This window comes from Acetomicrobium sp. UBA5826 (assembly GCF_002433005.1).
GTDB lineage: Bacteria > Synergistota > Synergistia > Synergistales > Acetomicrobiaceae > Acetomicrobium.
The window spans coordinates 1-25,410 of record NZ_DJHF01000020.1 but is presented as its reverse complement, the minus strand read 5'-3'; the positions used below and the strand labels follow the sequence as shown (position 1 = coordinate 25,410).

The 25,410-nt window shown below is 42.2% G+C and carries 16 protein-coding genes, 1 CRISPR repeat array and 1 riboswitch; of the genes, 7 read left to right on the top strand and 9 right to left on the bottom strand.

The window, feature by feature from the left end; translation table 11 throughout:
- Positions 1-222 precede the first annotated feature (222 nt).
- The 5 genes from treS (at position 223) to glgB (ending at position 11,524) form a co-directional block, all read left to right on the top strand.
- The gene (gene treS / locus B3N34_RS06455) at positions 223-3,498 is read left to right on the top strand and encodes a maltose alpha-D-glucosyltransferase (protein WP_286975946.1); all 3,276 of its coding nucleotides are present in this window, start codon (positions 223-225) and stop codon (positions 3,496-3,498) included.
- A 26-nt stretch (positions 3,499-3,524) separates the two neighbouring features.
- The gene (locus B3N34_RS06450) at positions 3,525-5,945 is read left to right on the top strand and encodes a DUF3536 domain-containing protein (RefSeq protein ID WP_286975943.1); all 2,421 of its coding nucleotides are present in this window, start codon (positions 3,525-3,527) and stop codon (positions 5,943-5,945) included.
- Between the two features lie 91 nt (positions 5,946-6,036).
- The gene (locus tag B3N34_RS06445) at positions 6,037-8,043 is read left to right on the top strand and encodes an alpha-1,4-glucan--maltose-1-phosphate maltosyltransferase (RefSeq protein ID WP_286975940.1); all 2,007 of its coding nucleotides are present in this window, start codon (positions 6,037-6,039) and stop codon (positions 8,041-8,043) included.
- A gap of 37 nt (positions 8,044-8,080) precedes the next feature.
- Positions 8,081-9,598, top strand: coding sequence for a putative maltokinase (locus tag B3N34_RS06440; protein ID WP_286975938.1), 1,518 nt, complete (start codon positions 8,081-8,083; stop codon positions 9,596-9,598).
- Between the two features lie 24 nt (positions 9,599-9,622).
- Positions 9,623-11,524, top strand: coding sequence for a 1,4-alpha-glucan branching protein GlgB (gene glgB, locus B3N34_RS06435; protein ID WP_286975935.1), 1,902 nt, complete (start codon positions 9,623-9,625; stop codon positions 11,522-11,524).
- 109 nt (positions 11,525-11,633) lie between these two features.
- Here the strand turns inward: glgB and B3N34_RS06430 are convergent, their stop codons facing one another.
- The 4 genes from B3N34_RS06430 to B3N34_RS06415 all read right to left on the bottom strand — a co-directional run bounded on the left by B3N34_RS06430 (position 11,634) and on the right by B3N34_RS06415 (position 18,095).
- On the bottom strand, positions 11,634-13,481 hold the full coding sequence (locus tag B3N34_RS06430) for an aldehyde ferredoxin oxidoreductase family protein (RefSeq protein WP_286975932.1): 1,848 nt from the start codon (positions 13,479-13,481) through the stop codon (positions 11,634-11,636).
- A gap of 21 nt (positions 13,482-13,502) precedes the next feature.
- A riboswitch (molybdenum cofactor riboswitch) is annotated at positions 13,503-13,626 on the bottom strand.
- A 356-nt stretch (positions 13,627-13,982) separates the two neighbouring features.
- Positions 13,983-15,230, bottom strand: coding sequence for a glycosyltransferase (locus tag B3N34_RS06425; RefSeq protein ID WP_286975929.1), 1,248 nt, complete (start codon positions 15,228-15,230; stop codon positions 13,983-13,985).
- Positions 15,205-15,861: a DUF5752 family protein gene (locus B3N34_RS06420; RefSeq protein ID WP_286975927.1), complete on the bottom strand. Its 657-nt coding sequence runs from the start codon at positions 15,859-15,861 to the stop codon at positions 15,205-15,207. Before B3N34_RS06420 ends, B3N34_RS06425 begins: the two co-directional genes overlap by 26 nt.
- On the bottom strand, positions 15,861-18,095 hold the full coding sequence (locus B3N34_RS06415) for a bifunctional alpha,alpha-trehalose-phosphate synthase (UDP-forming)/trehalose-phosphatase (protein WP_286975924.1): 2,235 nt from the start codon (positions 18,093-18,095) through the stop codon (positions 15,861-15,863). Before B3N34_RS06415 ends, B3N34_RS06420 begins: the two co-directional genes overlap by 1 nt.
- A 346-nt stretch (positions 18,096-18,441) precedes the next feature.
- Here B3N34_RS06415 and B3N34_RS06410 point away from each other — a divergent pair, with 346 nt between their 5' ends.
- Positions 18,442-19,614, top strand: coding sequence for a putative DNA modification/repair radical SAM protein (locus B3N34_RS06410; protein ID WP_349679696.1), 1,173 nt, complete (start codon positions 18,442-18,444; stop codon positions 19,612-19,614).
- Positions 19,615-19,888: 274 nt separating this feature from the next.
- On the opposite strand, the gene B3N34_RS06405 is transcribed toward B3N34_RS06410, so the two are convergent.
- Together B3N34_RS06405 and B3N34_RS06400 are read right to left on the bottom strand one after the other, a co-directional pair.
- Positions 19,889-21,082, bottom strand: a complete 1,194-nt coding sequence (locus tag B3N34_RS06405) for a DUF3798 domain-containing protein (protein ID WP_286975921.1) — start codon at positions 21,080-21,082, stop codon at positions 19,889-19,891.
- Between the two features lie 42 nt (positions 21,083-21,124).
- Positions 21,125-22,225, bottom strand: coding sequence for a M24 family metallopeptidase (locus tag B3N34_RS06400; protein WP_286975918.1), 1,101 nt, complete (start codon positions 22,223-22,225; stop codon positions 21,125-21,127).
- Between the two features lie 263 nt (positions 22,226-22,488).
- Between B3N34_RS06400 and B3N34_RS06395 the strand changes: the two genes are divergently transcribed.
- Positions 22,489-22,611 carry a hypothetical protein gene (locus tag B3N34_RS06395; RefSeq protein WP_268753503.1) on the top strand — a complete coding sequence of 41 codons (123 nt, stop codon included), beginning with the start codon at positions 22,489-22,491 and terminating at the stop codon, positions 22,609-22,611.
- A gap of 34 nt (positions 22,612-22,645) precedes the next feature.
- Here the strand turns inward: B3N34_RS06395 and B3N34_RS06390 are convergent, their stop codons facing one another.
- From B3N34_RS06390 to B3N34_RS06380, 3 genes are read right to left on the bottom strand one after another with little or no spacing between them, the layout of a single operon-like run.
- Entirely contained in the window at positions 22,646-23,434 is a 789-nt protein-coding gene (locus B3N34_RS06390) for an ABC transporter permease (protein ID WP_286975915.1), read from the bottom strand.
- Position 23,435: 1 nt separating this feature from the next.
- Positions 23,436-24,077 carry an ABC transporter ATP-binding protein gene (locus tag B3N34_RS06385; RefSeq protein WP_286975912.1) on the bottom strand — a complete coding sequence of 214 codons (642 nt, stop codon included), beginning with the start codon at positions 24,075-24,077 and terminating at the stop codon, positions 23,436-23,438.
- A gap of 26 nt (positions 24,078-24,103) precedes the next feature.
- Positions 24,104-24,397: a PadR family transcriptional regulator gene (locus B3N34_RS06380; RefSeq protein WP_286975909.1), complete on the bottom strand. Its 294-nt coding sequence runs from the start codon at positions 24,395-24,397 to the stop codon at positions 24,104-24,106.
- A 465-nt stretch (positions 24,398-24,862) separates the two neighbouring features.
- Positions 24,863-25,359: a CRISPR direct-repeat array (repeat unit 30 nt; unit sequence GTTTCCATCCCTCATAGGAAGTTTAAAAAC).
- Positions 25,360-25,410 lie beyond the last annotated feature (51 nt).

Sequence of the window (25,410 nt, the reverse complement as noted above, 5' to 3'; positions counted from 1 at the left end):
AATATGAATTGTTAAAACCTAGATAAACGGGAATTATTATACAAAAAAATAGTTACGTAAACCAGCAAGAAGGTTTAAACCGAAAAACGAGTTATATTGCATAGTAACATGTTACTGTATTAATACTATGACTAATTTGCATTGACTCGGGTAGAAATATTGTTGTAAAATAAAAAAAATTTATTCTTTCTTCCTCATCTTTATAAGGAGGTTTTACGTTTAGTGAGAAGCATTCCCGCCTCGGATAATAACCCTTTATGGTATAAAGACGCCATAATCTACGAAACCCATGTTAAATCCTTTTACGACAGCGACGAGAACGGCATAGGGGACTTCCGCGGACTTACGGAAAAATTAGAGTACCTTAAAAACCTAGGCGTGACGGCAACTTGGCTTTTGCCCTTCTATCCTTCCCCTTTAAAAGACGATGGTTACGACATAGCGGACTATTTCAACATTCATCCAGATTATGGTACTTTAAGAGACTTTCGTTCTTTTCTAAAAAAGGCACACGATATTGGCTTAAAAGTAATTACGGAGCTGGTGTTAAATCACACTTCGGATCAACATCCGTGGTTTAGGCGGGCTCGCGAATCCAAGCCGGGCTCTCGCTGGAGAGATTTTTATGTATGGAGTTCCGATCCCAATAAATTTCCCGAGGCTAGAATAATATTCAAGGACTTCGAAAATTCAAATTGGACCTGGGACCCTGTGGGTAATGCCTATTTTTGGCACCGTTTTTACTCTCATCAACCGGATCTTAACTACGATAATCCGAGGGTAAAAAAAGAAATTATTAGGGTTCTCGATTTTTGGTTCGATATGGGCATTGACGGAATGAGATTGGATGCCGTGCCCTATCTTTACGAGCGCGAAGGGACAAATTGCGAAAACCTTCCCGAGACCCACCAGTTTTTAAAAGAACTGCGCGCTCATATGGATGCCCGCTACCCCAACAGAATGCTTTTAGGAGAGGCGAATCAGTGGCCTGAGGACGCCGTAGCTTACTTCGGGGAGGGTAACGAATGTCACATGGCCTTTCACTTTCCCATCATGCCAAGGATTTTCATGTCGCTTTGGATGGAAGATCGCTTTCCGATAGTGGATATACTCGAGCAAACGCCGCAAATTCCAGAAAACTGTCAATGGGCTATGTTTCTACGCAACCATGACGAGCTCACTCTTGAGATGGTAAGCGATGAAGAACGCGATTACATGTATCGCGTATATGCAAAAGATGCGCGGGCAAGGATTAATCTTGGAATCCGCAGGAGACTGGCCCCGCTAATGGGAAATAATAGGCGCAAAATAGAGCTTATGAATGTTTTGCTTTTTTCTTTGCCCGGCACACCGATCATATATTATGGCGATGAGCTTGGAATGGGAGATAACTATTTCTTAGGCGACAGAAACGGAGTTCGCACTCCCATGCAATGGAGCCCCGATAGAAACGCAGGCTTTTCTAAAACAAACCCCCATAAACTTTACCTTCCGGTAATAATAGATCCAGAATATCACTATGAAATGATCAACGTAGAGACGCAGGAACGCAATCTTTCCTCAATGCTCTGGTGGATGCGTAGGGTTATCTCGGTACGAAAACGCTTTAAATCCTTTGGCAGGGGAGATATAAATTTCATAGATTCGGGCAATCCAAAGGTATTAGCCTTTACCAGGAATTTCGAGGACGAAACGATATTGGTAATCGTAAATCTCTCTCGTTTTTGCCAGGTCACAGAGCTCGATCTATCCCAATATGAAGGATACGTGCCAGAAGAAATTTTTAGCGGAAACCGTTTCCCAAGAATTGAACCAAATAAACCATACACTTTGACATTGGGAATTCATGATTATTTTTGGTTTAACCTGTTGAATAAAAGAGAATCTATCTCCATCAAGGTGGAGGATGCACCACTTTCTACCATAGAAATTAATAAAATTGCAGATTTATCTGTTAATATCCTTTTAAGTAATTCTTTTCAAGATGCGATAAAAAAATACCTTAACAAATGTCCATATTTCGGCGGTAAAAATAAAAATATTAGGAATATCGATATTTTTGATATCGTCTCCATATCGGGAAATCAATATTTTGATACCGGTTTCTTGTTTCTTAATATCTCCTATCCTCAAGGAGAGAAAGATCGATGCCTTTTGCCCTTTACTTTAAAAATGGATAACGAAGCGTTATATACAAGACAAAACCATCCGGAATGCATTATTGCAAATGTCTCAATCGGGGGCCGCAACGGTATTTTGTGCGATGGTACTTATTCTCCCGACCTAATCGAAAACCTCATCGACCTTATGTCGAAGGGGAAAAGGGTTCAGGGCAACATAGGGCAGATGATATGCAAAAAAAGTAATTTATCCGGCGATCTCGACATTACAGAAGATAGAAAAACATCACAATTAAAAATAGAAATATACTACCCCTGGTCTAACCTGATAACTTACGGTTCTTCCGTCGCCGTCAGGCTTTATCACAAACTGGAAGAGGGAATAAACGTAAGCGAGGACATTTTGCGCTATCTAACGGAAGTGCGTTTTAAAAATATATTGCCCTACATCGGTTCCTTCAGGTATTTATCTAAAACCGAAGAAACCACTATAGGCATTTTGCAAAGAAACATTCCAAATCAAGGGAACGGATGGGAATATGTCCGTAATATGGGCGAGCTGTTTTTCGAGCGCCTGCTTTCTTTGGGCAAAGCGGAGTTGCCGAAAGAGGCTGCTTCTGATTGCATAGACGGACTATTCTTAGAAATGATATCTCTGCTCGGGAAGCGCACTGCCGAGCTTCATAAAGCTCTCAGTTCTTCCGGAAAAAATCCGGAGTTTTCCCCCGAACCTTTCACAAAACTATATCAAAGGTCCGTGTATCAGTCGATGAGAAATGAGTTGGGACATTCCATTAGAACACTGTCATATAAAATTGGCTCACTTTCCGAAGACCTTGCGACGCAAGCCCAAGAGGTCATGAAGATAAAAAACGACATTCTCGATAAAATTCGGCTTATTTACCAGAACAAAGTCAAAGCTCAAAAGATACGAATTCACGGCAATTATCATCTCGGGCACGTACTTTTTACCGGCAAAGACTTCCTCATTACGGGATTTGAGGGTGATATGACAAAGTCTTTAGGGGAAAGAAAGATAAAGCGCTCATCTTTGAGAGATGTTGCCTCTATGCTTTATTCTCTTAACAGAGCTGCCAGGATTTCGTTGCGAAAAGCCTCGTCCTTCACAGAAGAAACAGGATCGCTAACACCGCCTATGAAGTTATGGCGTGAACTCGTTGGAGAGGCTTTCCTAAAAAGCTACATTGATAACTCCCGCGGTGAGCCCTTCCTGCCGGAAGACGATAATTCCATCAAAATATGGCTTAACGCTTTTTTGCTGGAAAGAGCACTTCTCGAGCTGGATCTGGAGCTTTCCCACGAAAAAGGACAGCCCGATATTCCCATTGGAGAGATAATATCGATAATGAAAATATAAGAACTGATTTTGTGGAGCGTGATCGAATGGAAAAATATGTGTGTATTCACGGACATTTCTATCAACCGCCTAGAGAAAATCCATGGCTTGAAGAAGTGGAGTTAGAAGAATCGGCATTACCCTTTCACGATTGGAACGAGCGCATTACGGCTGAATGCTACGCTCCTAACGTTGCTTCAAGGATCCTTGGAAACGATAGACAAATTATCGCAATTACGAACAATTATTCCAAGATAAGTTTTAACATTGGCCCTACCCTGCTTCTTTGGATGAAAAAACATGCGAAAGATACATACGAAGCAATAATAAATGCTGACGAGGAATCCAAGAAACGTTTCTCGGGCCACGGAAGTGCCATTGCTCAAGCATTCAACCATATGATCATGCCCTTGGCAAACGATCGAGATATACGCACTCAAGTATATTGGGGATTAAAGACCTTCGAGAGCAATTTCAACCGAAAACCTGAGGGAATGTGGCTACCCGAAACAGCTGTAGACATAAGAACATTAGAGGCATTGGCAGAGTTTGGCATTAAGTTTACGATATTAGCTCCCCATCAGGCTGCAAGATGTAGGGTAATAGGGGAACAAGAATGGCAAAGCGTGAGCAACGCTAAAATCGACCCAAGACTTCCCTATCTCTGCAACCTGCCATCGGGAAAGAAAATAAACATATTCTTTTACGATGGCCCGATATCTAACGATATCTCCTTTGGAGGTCTGCTCGACAACGGCGAAACATTGGCCAATCGCCTCATTGGTTGTTTTTCCGACAATAAGGAAGCTCAATTGGTCAACATTGCGACGGATGGAGAAACTTACGGACATCACCATCGTTATGGGGACATGGCCTTAGCCTATTGCTTATCTTTCATCGAATCCAATAATTTGGCCAAGATAACGATTTACGGCGAATATCTCGAAAAATATCCTCCAAATCATGAAGTCGAAATAATAGAGGGCTCTTCCTGGAGCTGCGTTCACGGAATCGAGCGCTGGAGAAGCAATTGCGGTTGCAACAGTGGACTACACCCCGGTTGGCAACAGGAATGGAGAAAACCCCTCAGAGAGGCAAACGACTGGCTAAGAGACACACTTTCCCTTCTATACGAGGAAAAGGCAAAGGATATCTTTTCAGATCCTTGGAAGGCAAGAGATGAATATATTCGCGTCATTTTAGACAGGTCTGATGATAACGTTTACGCCTTTCTCGAAGAACAATCGTGCAAAAAACTCTCAGATAAAGAGGTTATCAATGCACTCAGGCTTTTGGAGATGCAACGTCATGCTATGCTCATGTACACGAGTTGCGGGTGGTTTTTCGATGAGATTTCGGGTATCGAATCAACTCAGGTGATGAAATACGCTTCTAGAGCAATCCAGCTCGCTTCTTATTTCACCGATTCGCAGCTTGAATCAAAATACCTCTCCATTTTGGAAAAAGCACCGAGCAACATCGAACACATAGGAAACGGGAGAAAAGCTTATGAGATATATGTCCGCCCATCTCAGGTAGATATGCTAAGGGTTGGTGCTCATTATGCAATATCCTCGATCTTCGAAGAAAAACAAGAGGATATAGATATCTACTGCTACAATGTGCAATGCAACCGATTTGAAAAAGAGCGCGCCGGCAAGCTAACTTTATGTGCAGGGGAGGCTTCCTTTTTCTCCAACATCACCTTTGAAGAAAAGGAAATTTCCTTCGCTGCCCTTCATATGGGCAAACATAACGTACTAAGTGGCTTAAAAGGACATAGCGGCAACGGCGAATTCGAAGACCTTATTTCAAAAATGAAAGAGGCGTTAAAAATAGAAGATATTTCCACTTTGGTCCAGCTTATGGACGATTTCTTTGGAACTCATAATTATACGCTTAGACATTTATTCAAAGATCAACAAAGAAGGGTTATAAATTACATCTTCGAAGAACCCCTACACAACATCATAGACGTAGCATTTCGCGGCATCTTGGAATCTAACTATACGACTATGAACTTTCTGAAAGAAATCGGCACCCCGATCCCGAAACCGTTGGAAAGGGTCGCGGAAGTTACGCTTAATGCCGATTTCCTGAAACTCTTGAGTTACGATACCTTCGATCTTAAAACTTTAAAAGGAGTTGCAGAAGATGCCAAACGTCTTGATATACCTTTAGACAGGGATGCGATTGGCCTCTCTTCTTCCTCTTTGATGGACACTTTCTTTGCCATGCTCAAAGATAAACCTTTCGAAATAGAAATTTTAAGCAAAATTAACGACACGCTTGATTTGCTCAACGAACTTAAATTGCCACTATATCTATGGAGAGCGCAAAATGTATATTTTCATCTGACAAAGGACGCCTATCCTAAAGTCAAAGAACACCTGGATGAAAAAGATGCCGAAAGATGGACAGAACTGTTCAGGAGGGTCGGAGAACGCTTAGGCGTTAGGGTGGGATGACGTCGCCTATATATTCCAAAAGATTTAAACGAAACAATAAAGATTTAAACGAAACAATATAGTAAAAGTATAAAAAGACGGAGAATAACTCATGGATGAAAAGGACGGAAGAAACAGGGTTGTCATTGAAAATGTATATCCTGAAATAGACTGTGGGAGATTTCCAATAAAAACAACTGTGGGTTCTGGCGTTTACGTAGAAGCCGACGTATTCGCCGATGGTCACGATGAAGTGCTGGCCTTTTTGCTTTATCGCAAATCTGACGAAGAGGATTGGAAAGAGGTCCTTATGACTCCTCTTTTCAATGACAGATGGTACGCTTACTTTCCTGTCGAAGGCATGGGAGAGTATTTGTACACTATAAAAGGAGGAATCGACTATTTTTCAACATGGCGAAAGGACGTTATAAAAAAGATAGATTCAGGACAAGATGTTTCTGTCGAATTAATAATTGGAGCAAACATGCTGCACCAAGCCTTCAAAAGACATCGGGGCAGTAAAAGAAATAAAAGAAATATCCTGCTGGAATCCGCTAAAAGACTTGACCGCCTTTCATCTGATATAAATACACATGCCATAGTCTCACTATTAAACGCAAAAGAATTTCAACGCCTTAACATGTCGTGTTTTAATGAAGATTTTACTTCCTTTTATGAAAAAAACCTTCGGGTTACAGCGGATCGAAGGAAGGCAAATTTCAGCTCTTGGTATGAGTTCTTTCCCCGATCTAATCCGGGAAAAGGTAAGGTACAGGGATGCTTTAACGATGCGATGCAGCTTCTGCCAGAAATCGCTAAAATGGGCTTTGATGTTGTGTACCTTCCACCCATTCACCCAATCGGCAAAACAAATCGTAAGGGAAAAAACAATTCCCTAGAAGTTTCTCCCCAAGACCCGGGAAGTCCTTGGGCCATTGGCTCTTCGGAGGGGGGTCATAAGGACATAGATCCTCAACTGGGCACAATGGACGATTTTGTCTCCTTCGTTAAACAAGCGGTCGATCTGGGCCTAGAAGTCGCCCTAGATCTGGCTTTTCAGTGTTCTCCCGATCATCCATACGTAAAGAAACACCCCGAGTGGTTTAGGTGGCGACCCGATGGAACTATCCAGTATGCAGAAAACCCTCCAAAAAAATACCAAGATGTCGTCCCCTTCGACTTTGAGTGCGATGATTGGAGATCATTATGGGAAGAGCTCAAGAGCATAGTCATGTTTTGGATAGAACAAGGAGTAAAGATCTTTAGAGTTGACAACCCCCACACTAAACCCTTTGCTTTTTGGGAGTGGCTCATCGGAGAAATAAAGAAAATTTACCCCGAGACTATCTTTCTATCCGAAGCATTCACGCGACCTAAGGTTATGTACAGGTTGGCGAAGCTTGGTTTCACTCAGTCCTACACATATTTCACATGGCGCAATACCAAGTGGGAAATTACGGAATATATGAAAGAACTGACACAAACTCAGGCCAAAGAATTTTTCCGGCCCAATTTTTGGCCCAATACACCCGATATACTCCCCGAATACCTTCAATACGGGGGGAGACCTGCATTTATCGTAAGGTTGGTGTTAGCTGCAACCCTTTCTTCCAACTATGGAATATACGGACCTCCATTCCAGCTTTGTATATCCGAAGCAGTGCCTGGCAGGGAAGAATATCTTAACTCCGAAAAGTACGAGATCAAACATTGGGATTGGGATGCACCGGGTAATTTGAAAGAAATAATAGGAAGAATTAACAGGGCAAGAAAAGAAAACCCTGCCCTGCAGGAGACTAATAATATAATATTTTGCGAAGCTGAGGACGAAAACGTAATATTTTATTCAAAGGTCACTGATGATCTAACCAATGCCATCCTGGTGGCGGCCAACTTGGATCCTTTTCACGTTCACGAAGCAACACTACACATCCCTTTGAAAACACTCGGCATCGAGGAAGGACAATCCTATTTGCTGGAAGACCTGTTGGGGGGAGAGAAATTCATCCTCCAGGGAGAACACATGCGGTTGAAGATCGATCCCTTCGTCATCCCAGCCTATGTGTTCAAGGTGCACCGAAGGTTACGCCGAGAGTCGGATTTCGACTACTTCATGTAATCGTGCAACAAAGACGGTTAGGAGTGATTTCATCGCAATGTTCGAAACCAATTTTAACGATATTTCGGAGGGCTTAAAAAAACATTTGCCTGCCTACCTGCCAAGCTGTCGCTGGTTTGCCTCCAAGACCAAAGACATCGCAGAGGTGGATATTTTAGATTGCTTGCCCATGAAAAGAAATTTAAAAACGTATATGCTGATTTTGAAGGTCGCTTTAGACGACGGCTCCATTGAGCATTACTCAATGCCCATTTCTGTTATCGACAAAGCGCCCTCGAAGGAACAAAAAATAGGTCTAATTTTAACTTTAGATGACGGCACACATATAATTGAAGGCATTTTTGACGCTGGCTTCAGAGATGCCTTGTTCGAAACGATAATCGGGGGCAAGACTATCGATGGGATAAATGGCGTGCTTTCATGCTCTGTCAATCCCAAATATATTTCCCATTTCATAGATCATGGCAAAAAAATTTCATCTAAAATTTTAGCGGCGGAACAGAGCAACTCATCCATCATTTATAATAACAGTTTTTTCTTAAAACTTTACAGAAAACTCGACATCGGACCCCATCCTGAGGCGGAAATGGCACACTTCTTGTCTGAAACCGGATTTACTCATGTGCCACCCTTTATTGGCTCCATGAAATATAAGCAGAACGAAGAAAAAACCTGGCTGGAAGTCGCTTTACTTCAAGAGTACGTTAAAAACATTGGCGATGGATGGACATACTTCACTGCAATCCTTAAAAATACAATCAAAGCACTTAAATCGGCCAATGATGCTGACAAATATTTTTTGTTGCCTTTAAAGGAAGAAATAAATAGGACATATGAAATGGCCTCTTTGCTTGGAAAGCGGACGGCTGAAATGCATTTGGCCTTATCTTCGGACAGAAAAAACGATAGCTTTGCTCCCTTGCCATTCAAAGGAGAAGCCAAAAATGAGGCTTACGCTATAGCACGTTTATGGATGGAACAAGCGATGAAGATTTTAAAAGATAACATGCAAATGCTTCCCTCTCCAACGGACAAGCTGGCAAGAAATATTATCGACAACGAAAAATCACTTCTAGATAGATTAAAATATTATTTCACTGCCTCCGGTGGAGAAATTTTAAGGATACATGGCGACTACCATCTGGGGCAGCTGCTCTTTACAGGGAATGATTTCTTCATAATAGACTTTGAAGGAGAACCGGCAAGAAGCTTAAGAGAACGCAGAAAAAAACAAAGCCCTTTGAAAGACGTCTCGGGAATGATACGCTCCCTTCATTACGCTGCCAATTACGCCCTCAAAAGCCTTACTTGTGACGACGAGACATCTTCTTCCTGGGCAAAGATATGGTATGATAATGTATGTTCATCATTTTTATCTTCCTATCGTCAAGAGGCAATGGACGCTTCCTTTTTGCCCGCTGATGACGAAGAATTTAACGCTACTTTAAAAGCTTTTCTAATGGAAAAGGCTGCTTATGAAATATGTTACGAATTCAACAATCGCCCTGACTGGGTTCACATTCCCCTTAAGGGAATCGAATCTATTATAAATTAGACAAGTCAGGCGAGGAGGGTATACATGAATAATCGTAAAGAATCAACATGGACTTCTTCGTTCACCGATATGGATATATATCTTTTCAAAGAGGGCAACCACTTTCGCCTCTATGAAAATTTGGGTGCGCATCTTTGCAACGGCGGAGTTCGCTTTGCCGTATGGGCTCCAAACGCCAAATCCGTTTCCGTCATAGGCGAATTCAATAACTGGGACAAAAAAGCGCATCCTTTAAGCCCAAGACAAGACGAGACAGGAATCTGGGAAGGTTTCATAGAGGAAATAGATGCGGGAACGCTTTATAAATATCATATCGTGTCAAACTACAACAACTATGAAGTAGACAAAGGAGATCCCTATGCTTTTTATTGGGAAAGGCCACCCAAGACAGCCTCGATTGTTTGGGACTTAAGCTACGAATGGAAGGACGAAAAGTGGATGAAGGAAAGGGTTAAACATAACTCTTTCAAAAGCCCTATGTCCATCTATGAGGTGCATCTTGGTTCTTGGAGGCGCTTTCCTGAGGAAGGCAACAGGTTTTTAACTTATCGCGAATTGGCGTCTTTTTTGCCAAATTACGCGAAAGAAATGGGGTTTACCCATGTCGAGTTCTTGCCAATAATGGAACATCCCTTTTATGGTTCGTGGGGATATCAAACGCTTGGCTACTTTGCTCCAACCGCCAGATATGGTACTCCACAGGATTTTATGTATCTCATCGACGTATTGCACCAAAATAACATTGGCGTGATCCTCGATTGGGTGCCCTCCCACTTCCCGAACGATGGTCATGGCTTGGTCTTTTTCGATGGAACACATCTTTATGAACACGCTGACCCTAGAAAGGGCTTTCATCCTGACTGGAAAAGCTGTATTTTTAATTACGGCAGAAATGAAGTACGCAACTTCCTAATTTCAAGCACTCTTTTCTGGTTGGATAAATACCACGTAGACGGAATAAGAGTCGACGCCGTGGCTTCTATGCTTTATCTCGACTACTCGAGAAAGGATGGCGAATGGATACCTAACGAATACGGCGGAAGGGAAAATCTTGAAGCGATACATTTTCTAAAGCGTTTCAATGAAGAGGTCTACAGAAACTATCCCGACGTTCAAACCATCGCAGAGGAATCTACTGCATGGCCTCAAGTAACCAGACCTACCTATCTGGGCGGATTGGGGTTTGGCATGAAGTGGAACATGGGATGGATGCACGATACGCTCGAATATTTCTCGAAAGATCCCATATTTAGACAATATCATCATAATCAGTTAATCTTTAGTATATGGTATGCCTTTTTCGAAAATTTCGTCCTGCCACTATCTCATGATGAGGTCGTCTACGGCAAAGGTTCGCTAATTGCCAAAATGCCGGGAGATGATTGGCAAAAGTTCGCTAATTTGCGGGCTCTTCTGGGTTATCAGTGGCTTCATCCCGGGAAAAAGCTTCTTTTTATGGGTGGCGAATTAGGCCAGTGGAGGGAATGGAATCACGAATCAAGTATTGATTGGCATTTGTTGGAATACCCTAATCACGAAGGCATAAGGCGTTGGGTTCGTGATTTAAATCGCCTTTTGAGCAGTGAGCCAGCTCTTTATGAAAGAGATTTCGAGAATACCGGATTTGAATGGGTGGACTTTTCCGATTGGGAGAGCAGCGTTGTATCCTTTTTGCGAAAGTCAGAGAACGAAACAGTATTGGTAGTCTGCAACTTCACGCCCATACCTCACTATAATTACAGAATAGGTGTTCCAAGCGGTGGATTTTGGAAGGAAATCTTAAACAGCGACGCAAAAGAATACGGCGGAAGCGGTCACGGCAACTTCGGCGGTCTTGAAGCAACTCCTGTTCCAATTCACGGCAGGTTTCATTCGTTGGTAATGACCCTTCCTCCTTTGTCTGTAATAGTTTTCAAAAAAGCATAACCTAAAAGAGAAACCCTTGGGCTTAGCATGCCTTTATCTATGCCCGAGGGTTTCTCTTTTTAAACTATACCAGGGTTACATTACATAACTTAACAATAAACTTCATATTTCAAAGTCCTAATTCGTCAAGCTTTTGTCTCGTTGGTATACCTTTCGAATCCCATCCCTTGGCCTCATAAATAAGATCGAGCAAAAGATCTTGCTTGACAACATGTCCTTTTGACGGTCCGTCAGGAGCAGGTTCTTTACTAAACCTTTCGGGAAGGTAATCATCTTTTCGAGCAAAACCTTCTTTTATATTAAATAATCTTTCCAGATTAAGGACTCGTTCGCTGGTCTTAAAAAGCTCTTTATATGAGCATTCTATTCCCGTAGCGCTACTAAAAAGCTCTGCCCAAGTCTTGGCTTTTATAGCGAGAGTTATGCTCGTAAACAAACATACTCCCAACAAATTTGTCGCCATGAAATATTCTTCCAAAGGTTTGACCCATGATTTGTTCTCCTCGCTCATTGGATCAACATGCTCCAATACTCCAACCTCTTCCTCTAAATACCCAAAGGCATCTATTATTGCCCCGTAAGGTCTTAAATGGTCCGCACCGCGGGGCGAAATCATGTGAGATAAGGCTTCGCCCTTGCTGGCCCTAACTCCATCGGCAGCCATCTCTAAGCCCTTCACATGCATTACGTATTGATCTGCATTCCCCCCGATTTGCTTCGCCGCCCTGAGTGAACCTTCCCCTAAAAGCGTCGCAAATGCACCTTTTCGCAATGCAATGCGTTCCACGAGCTCCACTATGGCGTCTCCGTTTCCCCAAGTAAGTTCTAAGCCTTCGGTAGTCGTCGAATCTATTATCCCTTTTTCATACCACTCCATAGCTGTGGCAATCACTTGGCCAGCGGAGATAACATCAAGACCGGCGTCGTTACAAATGTAATTAGCAACAGCAATAGAGTAAATATCAGTATTCCCCAACTTTTGGCCAAAAGCCGCGACGGTCTCGTATTCCGGACCAGCACCTGAAAGTCCCTTATACTTTCCTTCAGGAATCCTCGTTTTGCGTACGCAGCCAATGGGGCAATTATAGCAACGATCAGCTTTTACCTCTAACTTTTTATGATAAGCTTCATAACCCAATTCTTTGTCAAAATCCGTCGTAGTGCGTTGCCAATTATATGCAGGCACGAGCCCAAGGCCGTTCATGGCATCGAAGAAGGAGGGGGTCCCGTATTTCATCAACTCATCTTTCACAAAGACTTCAGCAAAAAGTTCTTTGATGGCCTTTTTGACTGCTGCATCAAACCTTTCTGGATCATGAACGGGAAGGCGATCAGCCGAACCATAGACTGCTATAGCTTTCAAATTTTTAGACCCCATCACGGCACCGCCACCACCACGACCCGCAGCATGATCATTACCCATCATAACCGCAGCATAGCGGACAAGCCTTTCGCCGCTTGCACCGATACAGGCGACCTCCGCTTTGGGATTTCCGATCTCTCTTCTTATGACTTCCTCTGTATGACCTGTGCTTTTGCCCCATAGCTTTTCCGCGCTGTGAAAGGCAACTTCTCCATCATTGATGGAGATATATATTGGCGTTTCAGCGCGGCCATGGATTACGAGCATGTCGTAACCTGCTCTTTTAAGCTGCGGAGACCATGACCCGCCTGCATTGGAAGCCCCGATCGTCCCGGTCAAAGGCGACTTGAACATCACTACCGTCCTCCCGCAAGAGGGCGCCTTGGTATCTGTAAGAGGACCACAAATAAACAAAAGCTTGTTATCCTCGCTTAAGGGATTTATTTTCTCTGGAAGGTTTAAAGAAAGGTATTTAGCTCCAAATCCCTCTCCGCCTACATAGTTTAAAACCCATTCATCCGGAATTTGCTCGACCCAATGTTTCTTTTCGGTAAGATCTACATTTAGGATTTTCCCGTTGTAGCAGTTATACACTTTACTTCCCCTCCTCGGATAGGCACAACAAGTTGTTTTCCTTTCCTAAGGTGGGAGGCATAACCGTTTCCCGCTATGCCCTATCGGCTGGCAGCCATCTCTTTGACTTGCGAGGAAGGCTGACAACTCGGAAAACACGGTACATCATGCACCATCTCAGACCATCGCCAACCCCTTCATCTCACGCAATCTAAACCCTTTATATGTTTTTCAGGTAACCTTCTTCTCTCTTTTTCAACTCACCTCCTGGCCAAAAATGACTAGCCTCTTTTATAGTTCATTTACTCATTAATTATAACCTAAATTAGCACTTCTACATAGGACAATCTATACTAACAAAACCGTGTGCGGCGACCGCTTATTATAGTAGGCTGGAATCATAGCGATGCAAAAACATGCAGGGAATATACTATACCCCTTTTGACGAGATGATATAACAAATATGTTAGAAATCATTTACTAAATATTTATAGAAACGACGCTATAGTAGTAATATTGGATTTAATGAATACATGAATTCAGTTCTATTATATCACCACCGTGATATAGTGATAAAAATAGGAGCAGATAATCCTTGATATGCCTGGTTATAAGAAAATTGTTTTTTATGTGCTCTTTACCGTTCTGGGCCAAACCTTTAGCATATTCTGGTTCATACAAAAGCTGTTTGAGATAATGAACTGTGCCATCGATGGAGTAAGTCAGTATTCCGGAATGTTTGTGCGCTATCTGCAGAGGAATGCCTCCGACTGCCGAGGCTATTACCGGTTTTTCCTTCCATAAAGCTTCTGCAACCGTTAACCCAAATCCCTCTTTAAGTGATTTTTGCAAGACTACACTTGACGCTCTCTGTAGCGCGTTTATCTCTACGTCACTTTTTGGGGGAAGTAACAATATGAAAATGTCAGGATCATCGGCTGCTGCGTTTTTGACCTCTTCTAACACTTTAACTCCCTCAGGGTCGTCGGTGGCGCCTCCTCCGGCAAGCACCAATTGACAATCCAAGTGTCTTTTGACTCTTTTGTAAACCTCGATGACTCCTATCGGGTCCTTTAAGTAATCAAAACGAGAAATCTGGGTTACTATGGGTCGAGATTTGTCTATCCCGAACTGTTCGAGAACCGAGTCAATTTCCTCCTGAGACAAATCTTTATTTTTGTCGCTTAATGGATCAATGGAAGGAGAGATCAAAACCTGCGGTATGCGCAATTTCCTGGCGAAGGCGGGTGCAGAAAAGACTGCGCTGTCGTATTTTTCTATATATAATTTCAGGAAAGCCATTACTTCTTCCTTGGGCGTCGTAAAATCTACATGACATCTCCAAACCCACTTATTTCCCAGCGATTCCCTTTGTTCAACCAAAACGATGGGCTGTGGGTCATGTATAAAAAAGATATCGCCAGTAAAATCCATCTCTTTCGCGTTTTTGCGATTGATTTCGAGAAAATACATAAATTCTTCCAGGGATATTTCAACGTCGACGCCATGAAGAGCATTATGCATTTTTTTGGTGATGTCAAAAAATATTTCGTCACCTTTTATCGTATCCCAACGGGCATCTACGCCCAACTGCTCTAATAAGCTGATCATTCGATTTAATATTTCGGCTACTCCGCCGCCAACTTTTGTCGAATTTATATTTCTTATAACCTTTCCCTCGAGCTTGCCAGCCAATAAATACAGCTCATCTATGACATCCTGTCCCACTATCGAAGAGTATTCTTTAATTTTCGTTGTCAAAGCAATCATCTCTCCTCAATATTTTAATGATCTTTTTTCTTAAACCTTCCAATGTAAAGGCGTAGGGATCCATCCGCGATATCCTGTCTGCCAATTCGGGCTCCCCAATATCTCTCAACCATATAGAAAAATCATTTTCACGCTTTTGATAACGCAATCTCGGCTCAAAAATATGAAAACATATGGATGTGATGGGAATTTTTTCCATTGCTTCCGTAAACTCCGCCAAGGTATTTGCTGCGAAATCCGTCTGAAAAACAAAAGTTTTACAATCCATGAAGTGAAATTCATGCCCCTCTATGCAGCCGCTGATGTGCTTTCCGCTCAATATATGATCTTCTAATTTCTTTATATATCTTGTTCTCAGCTCTTCGATGGATTTTATATTAACTATATCCACACTCGTAATGCTTTCCCCTAACTCTCTCAGTCCCAAAATATTTGTTATCCAGTAGGCAAAATCGTTGGGCGGCTCGGGAGAAATGCGATAATGCTGCTGCAAGAAGCGGTGTGTATGATAGTACATTGAAGATTCCGGTATTTTCCTTAGGCCCTCAAGAAGTTGAATTGGATCTTTCGCTTTCATTCCCAGCAGTCTAGTCTGGTGGGTCTCCGAAAAAAAACGAAACTCATTGCTCATCAAACTTCACCTCTCGCTCTATTTTTCAGCATATTGAGCAAATTCCTCACATCTTTGTAGCTCATCACATTGGAACGTGCATTTGAAAGGGTCATCCCGACTTTGACCGTCCATGCCTGAGTGGACAGGCTCCTGAAGAAATCTTCATCTGTTCTATCGTCCCCTATGGCAAGAACAAAGTCGTAATTTTTCTTGGATAGGAAATAAAGTGCTGCCTTACCCTTGTCAATACCCGCATTTCTTACTTCTATAACCTTGCGACCCTGTATAATCTGCGCATCCGTATTGGCCGTATATTGTAAAAGCAGGTCCGTTAATTCCCTTGCTACATCGGCTGCTTGTTCCGGATCGGCCTTGCGGAAATGCCAACTTACAGAATACTCTTTTTCTTCCAGAAAAGATCCCGGCACCTTATCGACATAATGCTTCAAAAGTGAAAGAACATCTTTCTTCCACTCGCTGCTCGCGTGTCTCAATAACTCCCAATCCTTGCCCTTCTCTTTAATCCAAACGCCGTGTTCGGCCACGAAGTTTATATCGAGATCCCCAAGCCATTGCTGGAGGATACTTCTTTCCCTACCGCTGATTATCACGATATCTACTCTATTTATTTTTGAAAGGTCGTGCAAAAGATCCAAAAGCTCCCTCGGCGGGGTAGCTTTTTTGGGATCCCCGGAAAAGGGAACCAAGGTGCCGTCGTAATCGAGGAAGAAGATGCAATGTTTGGCCTTTTTAAACTCGTCTAACATCTTGGCTGTAGCTCTTTTGTCGAGAATTTTGGTCTGAAATTTTCTCTGCTCATCCTTAATATAATCCAATTCTTGGATGAACTCCGAGGCCCATTTCACCACATCATAGTTTTTCAACCTCTGTTGCATTCTTTCTAGCCTGCTTTGCTGCTCTTCAACGGGCATTTCCAAGGCCTCTTTAATCGAAGCAGCGATCTCTTCTCTGTCATTCGGGTTTATCAAGATGGCCTCTCCCAACTCTTTGGAAGCCCCTGCAAGCTCGCTTAAAATCAACACTCCGGTCATGTCCTTTCTGGATGCAACGTACTCCTTTGACACTAAATTCATACCGTCTCTGAGAGGTGTAATTAAAGCTACATCGCTAACCGAATAAAGGGCAACCAGCTGATGAAAAGGAACATGGCCATATTTATAGTTAATTGGCACCCAGTTAAGCGTACTGTAAGCGCCGTTGATATTGCCAACCATTTGATCTATCTTTGTCTTAATCGCTTGATACCTATCAACGCCGATCCTCGACGGCACGACTACTAAAAGCAGCGTAACCTTCCCATGCCATTGAGGGTTATTTTCAAGAAAGAGCTTATAACCCTCAAGCCTATTCAAAAGCCCCTTTGAGTAATCCAGCCTATCGACGGAAACTATGGTCTTGAAACCGGAAAGAATTTTTTGAAGTTTTTCCCTCTCCATTTGCGTCTCCGTTGAGCTAACGGCATTGTTGAACCTGTCGAAATCGATGCCCATAGGGAATGTATCGGCTTTGACCAGTCGGTGATCGATAAACATTTTGCCCATGTTGTTCTCGTATCCTAAGAGGCGAAGAGTAGACCTCAAGAAATACTGTGTGTAATCATGGGTATGAAAACCTATCACATCTGCACCAAGTAACCCCTGTAAAATTTCTTTTGCCCATTTTTTGGGCAAAAGGCGAAACAACTCATAGGAGGGAAAGGGGATGTGCAAGAAAAACCCTATCGAAACCTCCGGCATACGCTGTCTAATAAGGCGGGGCAACAGCATCAGATGATAATCATGTATCCATAAGATATCGTCGGGCCTCAAAATTTCCATGATGGTTTCGCAAAAATGTTCGTTGACTTCTTTGTAAGACTCCCAACTTTCCTTTTCATAAACAACATATGTCGGAAAATAATGAAATAGCGGCCAAATCGTCTTATTGCAGAAACCGTGATAAAAGGTGTCCATTGTTTCCTCTTCCATGAACACCGGATAGGCATTAAAATGCGATTCCGCTATTTGTTTTATGTGTTCTTTATGTTCATCGCTAATGGAAGCCCCTGGCCATCCAAGCCACACGTATTCGCTGCCTTCGGTAAATGAAGAGTGTTGCAACGAATCCAAATAGGCGCTTAGACCTGTTACCAACCCGCCTGCGCTCGCTTTTAACTTCAAATCCCCTTTATCGTCTTCTTCTACAGTAAAAGGAAGTCGATTGGAGGCGATTATCAGCCTCTTATGGTTCATTAGAATTCACCTCTCTTGTCTGGAATTGCTGAAGTAATTGACGAAAAAAGTTGTGGCAAGCATATTTGGAAGTTTGATTTAGCGAAACCTTATTTTGTACTTCCACGAAAGAGACGAGGAAAGAATATCTACAAAAGGATCTAATAACGCATGCAATAAATGTCAATATTTTGATATCTAATTAGTTTTTCGGTTCTGTTAATATGAACATTCTAGGATTATAATAATACATCAAATGACAGGTAATTGTCGATAATAGTTAAAGAAAATTCAAGCAAATACAACATTGTCATGGTTATGGAGTTATAATTGTTAGGTGCAAAACCCTTAAGGAGCCAAGTTAAACATGGGTATTATGAAGAAATTATCAATCCTTGCCCAAGCAGCCAAATACGACAGGGTCTGTGGCAAAGATAATAAAGGGGCAATAAAAGCAGGGACGAGCAACGACATCAATAATTTCATCTTTTATAGCCCCTGCAACGGTGGAGGCTATGTTCCGCTTTTAAAGGTCCTTTTCACTAATATTTGCATTAATGACTGCAAGTACTGCTTCAACAGACGCTCAAATGATATTGAAAGAGCGATCTTCAAGCCCGCGGAATTGGCCAAATTAACCTATGAACTATATAGGAAGGGCCAAATAAAAGGCCTTTTTTTGAGCTCAGGAATCTACAAAAATCCCGATTACACCATGGAACTCATGATCAGTACGACAAAAATCTTGAGGGGTATATTTGACTTTGACGGCTATATACACTTAAAGATCATACCAGGAACTTCACCAGACCTCATTAAAGTGGCAATGTCATTGGCTACACGAGTTAGTTGCAATATTGAACTCCCCACAGAAGAAAGTTTGAATCTCTTAGCCCCTGATAAAACTGCGAGGGATATTATCAGCGCACTTAAATCGGTCAGGTATAACGCTTTAGAACATAATATTAATATATCCACCACAACCCAGCTGATCATCGGGGCAACCCCTGAATCCGATGCAACCATCCTAAAATTGGCCAATACATTATATTCTGACAATTTAGCAAAGAGAGTATATTATTCGGCATACATTCCGGTAAATCCTGGGGTTTTACCCGACGTAACCAATCCTCCTCTATTGAGAGAACACAGGCTATATCAGGCCGACTGGCTAATCAGATTTTACGGCTTCAAAGTAGAAGATATTTTTCAGGGAACGGAAAACCTCTCGAACGAAATGGATCCAAAAATGCTATGGGCTTTGAGGAACATGCATATATTCCCAATAGACGTAAAAAGAGCTCCCTATGACAGGCTCATACTGGTTCCCGGTATAGGCCCTAAAACGGCAAAAAAGATTATAAAAGCCAGGCGCGAAGGTTATTTAGACGAACAGGGATTAAAACGCATTGGCATATCCCTCACACGGGCAAGAGAATTTATTACAATAGGCGGAAAACCTCTGCCTCAAGAGCAACCAAGCAATGAAAAACTGAAAAACAAATTTTCTTCCAGGACAAGACAACTCGCCCTGTTTTAGACGGCCGGGAGAAGCAATGTAAGCCATTATGGCAAATACCATTTTCGATACGGCATTTCCGGATGTTGTCAAAACAAATTAAGATTGACAAATTAATACTAGTTGTAAACATATTTAGGACATCTCTTCGCAATTATCCAAGGGATGCAATGTCTAAGGGACTATAAATGTATCACGTAATAATGAATGATGGAAAAGATTATGTTTCAATAAAGTAAAAGAGAGGTTTTCCCTCTCTTTTACTTTATTATACGTCAAAGATAAAAAAAGTTTATTATTTTATAGAGAGATATTTTTGAGGAACTTCTATTTCTGTCATCCCAAGATAACCCTTTCCAAACACGTATGTATCCTGATAAACCATGATGTAATTGGATTTCTCAACTCCCGTGCTCATATCGACATAAGGGCTCCCATTCACCTTGATGCCTGGTGTAATGCCTTTACAGGCATCAATGAAATCATCGATGGTTAATTCCGCCTTTCCTTCTACTACCCTTTTAGCAAGTTCACCTAAACCAGCTGTAACCACATAGGGGTGGGAGTAAACCCATGTGCCTAGCCGTCCACTGGCTCCTTTTTCTATTATCACTGCTTCAATCTTTTTAACTATTGCCGGGAAATCTCCTTTCTCCTCCGTCAAATCCAGGCCTAGTGCACCAGGATACCCCATAAGCGGAGACGCGTAATCAGGCTCAACGAAATAACCGCCATAATTTACAATCTGCCTTATTAACGGCTCGGTCTGGGCATCGTTAGTACAGAAGAAAGCTGTTTCCTTCCCGTATTTTTCCAGCCATGCAGGAACTTTCTCAAGTATAAACTGTTGCGCACCGGCTACCCCTACATCGCTAACGGGATCTGGAGCTGTTTCGAAATGAAAATTAACTCCAATATCCTTGCACACGACCTCCATTATGTTTCGTCTTCTAGAGAGAAGTTCATAGCTCATGTGCCTGGGGAAGGAAATATGGACAAAATTTTTGGCACCCATTTTTTGTGCTGCCACGGGAAGTAGATAGCCCCTGTATATATCATTTGGGTTTACGGTCAAATCGGCTACCGACGATATAACGCCCGGGTCTTCCTGGGAATTGCCAGCTAAACATATGATATCCGGCCTTCTTTCTTTAACTCTCCTAAAGGCCTCTGTGGTTCCGGGAACAGCAGTACTGGCGATGATTGCTTTCATCATTGGATCGTCCGACATTCCAACGATTTGGCTTATAGTAGTTTCCATCTCCTGCATGAAGTTGTCCGGGTATGTGACATGCTTAATCATGCCTCCCTGGGCTTCATTGCCATATATCTCCATCATCTTTTCAGCACCGCGAAGCTCATCTTCTTGTTGAGAAACTGTCCCAGTCATAATTCCAATGTGAAAGGGCGCTTCTGCAAAAGCGAAACCACTACTCATCAAAAAAACAACAACAGCTAGCATTACCATAAAACGCACTGCCAATTTCATAAATATCCCTCCCCATTATTTATTTGCGCGTTTATTATAATACTACACTACAAATAACTCCATGGGGATTTCGGCAGTTAATCTTTCTGCTCCATTTTTAGTGATCAAATAATCGTCCTCTACCCTCATGCCCCCATAACCTTCCACATATACCCCCGGCTCGATGGTCACAACGTCTCCCTCTTCAAGCACATCCGTTGAATTGGATGCCAATCTCGGCATTTCGTGAACTTCAAGACCGATTCCGTGCCCCAGACTATGAATGAAAAATTTAGCCATATCACCATCGGCCAGGACCTTTCTCGCAACCATGTCCACTTCCCTGCCCATAACACCTGCTTTTAATCTTGATGCAGCTTCGACATGGGCTTTACATAGCAAATCATGCATCTCAACCGCTTTGCTGGGGGGTGTTCCAAAAATAATATTTCTCGTGATATCCGAGACATAACCGGCATACCTGGCACCAAAATCCAATGTCGCCCATTCTCCAGATTGCCAGATTCTTGAAGTAGGCCTGCCATGCGGTAATGCCGACCTAATTCCGGAAGCCACAATAAAATCGACATTACCCCATCCGCCCTCCGCTCCGAGCATTTTCATTTCATACTCTAGCCTAGCAGCAACTTCGGTCTCTTTAACGCCCGGCTTTAAATTGTCCAAGAGCTTTAAAAAAGCCTTGCCGGCAAGTTGGGCTGCAACTTTAACATGCTCAACTTCCTCCTTGCATTTCTTGCGCCTGCAGGAAGCAAAAACATCGCATATATCGACCATCTCGAAGGCTGGTTTTTCAAATTTTAGATACAAACAAGTCGGAAGAGTTTTTGCGTTAAAACCGACTACTCTTGCCCCTAAATCTGCAAGTAGGGATTTCACAACTGAGACTAAATCCTGATCTTTTCTGTCCACAACTTTAAAGGGGGTTTGCTCCTTAGCCTGCAGAATATATCTCCCATCGGTGATCAACGCACACTCACTGCGGCTTACCACCAGAGCTCCGCTGGTTCCGCGAAACCCGGAAAAATAGTAAAGATCTTCCCATCCCAACCCTTCAATATTAAACAAGACTGAGGCATCGATACCTTTGCTAAGCAGCTTTCTCCTCAAAACATTGCAACGTTCCAGTAAAATCTTGCGGTTCATCGATTAATGACCTCTTTTCTAAGAATTTTGCAATTAATGTCACAAAATGCCTTTCAAAGGATAACAAGGGGTTGGATTATAGGCAAGAAAAACTTTATACTAATTATAGAGAATAGAGAGCAGCCTCAAGTGCTTGTTGATAATCAGCAGGCAATAAAATTTTTTATCATTTGTTGAGGTGAAATGGCTCATGGCAGTTGGAAAGATATGGTTAGAAAGCGTCAAAGGATGCTTTAGCTTGTAATCCAAACATGCCGGAGGAAATGATATCCTTATTACAAAAAGCCTTCATCGAATTTAAAGATTTCCAGGGCCTGAAAACCAACGTCAATGGATTTATAGCAAGCGACGATAAAAGATACGACGTGATAAGAGCTATTATGTAATAGCTACAGGACATTATCTTGCATTTTAATTATATTAACCATATAACACCAGTTGAGCTCTGTCGTTGAAAAAGGTCTTACTGCCCCAAACGACTAATATAAACACGGTAAAAGCAACGCTTGCCAGTATGGCAAACATGATTGCCATTTGATATTTAATCGCGGTAACGGCGGGAACACCTGATAGGATTTGTCCCGACATCATTCCCGGCAAAAAGACGATGCCCATTCCAACCATAGAATTGATCGTGGGCAGTATGGCCGCCGTGAAGGATTCGTTAATAATTTCTCTAGAAGCTCTTTCGGGAGTTGCTCCAAGCATGAGCGCTCCCTCTATTAGTTCCTTTTTATCATGAAACCCCCTAAGCAGGCGCTCTGCTCCCAAGGTGATGCCCGTCATAGAATTGCCAATCAACATTCCAGACAGCGGTATTACATATCGGGGCGAATACCAGGGCTTTACGGATAGAAGAACAAAAAAGAAAAATATCATAGTAATTATAGTGCCAAAAGCCATACTACAAGCCACTATACTACGAAAACGCGGCGTCATATCAATTTTGACCCTTTGGTAGATGTTTTGTACAGCAAAAACTTCCATGATAGCCACTGCTGCCAGAGTCATCCACATCCTCTGAGAACCCAATATATAATCCAAAATGTAGCCCACAAGCACTAATTGGATGGTCATCCTCACAACGGCAATTAAAAGCTCAGTTTCTTTTTTTATGTTGCGTTGTCTGAGCATAACAAGGACAACAAGAATCAAAGCATATCCTGCCAATAAATTAAAAAACCCTATATCGACTACTCCCATCATCATTTTATAAGCCCTCCTCTGCCACAACTCCGCCGCCTTGTATTGTAACTGCAACATCGGCAAAACGTTGGGCAATACTTTTAGAATGCACAACCATTATCAAAGTTCTTGTCTTCCCCTTTGCGAACTCCACAACGCTTTCGATGACCCTTTCCTCCGTCCCCTCATCAAGAGCGGATGTGGGTTCGTCCAACAATATGACCTCTGGTTCTAAAAGCATTATTCTAGCCAATGCCAAGCGCTGTTTTTCTCCGCCAGAAAGAGTTGAAGCAATAGTCGAAAGAGGTTTATCCAGCTGTGCCAACCTCAGGATTTCGGATAAAACATCGTTTCTTACTTCGTCTTTTTCTGCAAATTCAAGCCCTATTAAAAGATTATCTTTAACGCTTCCGGAAAAAACGGTAGGATTTTGAGGAAGCATTACCACCTCCCTGCGAAGCTGGATTGGATCTATGTCTTCAATGTTACGACCTTTATAAAATATCGAACCTTCATCAGGAGAAATCAGATTATTAAGAAGACGCAACAGCGTTGTCTTTCCGCTTCCGCTTTCACCTATTATGCAAGTTATTTTAGCCTCGGGTATTTGAAATTTGTCGATTTTTAAAATGTCTTTATATTTGACTTGTTCCAATTGAAAAGCCATTTAAATTCTTCCTTTCGTTTTTAAAATTAAAGCACTTCTCCGACCAATTCACGAAGTTTACCTATTGCTTGATTCAACACATCTAATCCTTTCTCGGTTATCGTATAGTATTTTCTCACTTTGCCGTTCACCACTTTAGATTCACATCTTAAATATCCATCCCTTGTCATCAAATGCAACGTTGGATAAATCGTGCCAGGACTAAAACGATACCCGTGCCGTTGGAGCTCCTCGATTACCCATAACCCATAAATCGGTCCCTTGCTGGCGTGATGAAGAATGTGAATTTTTACAAACCCCAAAAAAAGGCTACGAAGCATAAATATCGGCCTCCAATATCGATAATTAATATTGAAATCATTTTACATAAATGCTCAGCTTTACGCAACATCTAAAGTCAAAAGACATTACTGCAAAAGTTATTCCCTATCATTTTCACGACATTTTTAGGCACACAAAAGGCGCGCTTTTAAAAAGCGCGCCTTTTCAACTTTATCCTTCTGGATTTCACCAGCATAAGTCATTAAGCATTTTTTCCTGGTCATCTTTTCTTCTGTCGTTCACTAAACATCGCTACAACCATTAAGCTTATTTTATGCGCATTAAACTATAAAAGTGAAGCTCGCAATGAGCCGAATGCACAGCGAAATTTTTCTGCATCTTATAGGAAGACTGCTAATCCATCTACTGCTCTATTAATATTAATGGAAATAGACTCACTTCAATCCCTCATAGGTAGGCTACAAACGAAGTTTCTACGACATACAAAAGTTGCGAATTAGCACATTCCCATCCCTCATAGGAAGTTTAAAAACTATATATCCAGGTTACTACGAACTTGTGGCACATATTGTTTCCATCCCTCATAGGAAGTTTAAAAACAAAAATTCAAGCTGGCTACTTATCCCAATGAGACTTGTTTCCATCCCTCATAGGAAGTTTAAAAACGCGGCACAGCTGACGGGCAGGCAGGAGCGCATGACCAGTTTCCATCCCTCATAGGAAGTTTAAAAACCGGATATCCACGTTGTTATTATGTGCCAGGCTTATAGTTTCCATCCCTCATAGGAAGTTTAAAAACTCTTGAATTGGGTGGCGAACCCCCGACTGAATATCAAGTTTCCATCCCTCATAGGAAGTTTAAAAACTGGAATTTGGGCCCCAGGTGAATGGATGCCTCATGTGTTTCCATCCCTCATAGGAAGTTTAAAAACCTGGAAAGAAACGGCCCGCTTGATCGCTGAAGAAGCAAGTTTCCATCCCTCATAGGAAGTTTAAAAACCAGATATATGATGCTGGGGCCGGTCAATACTTTGTGTTTCCATCCCTCATA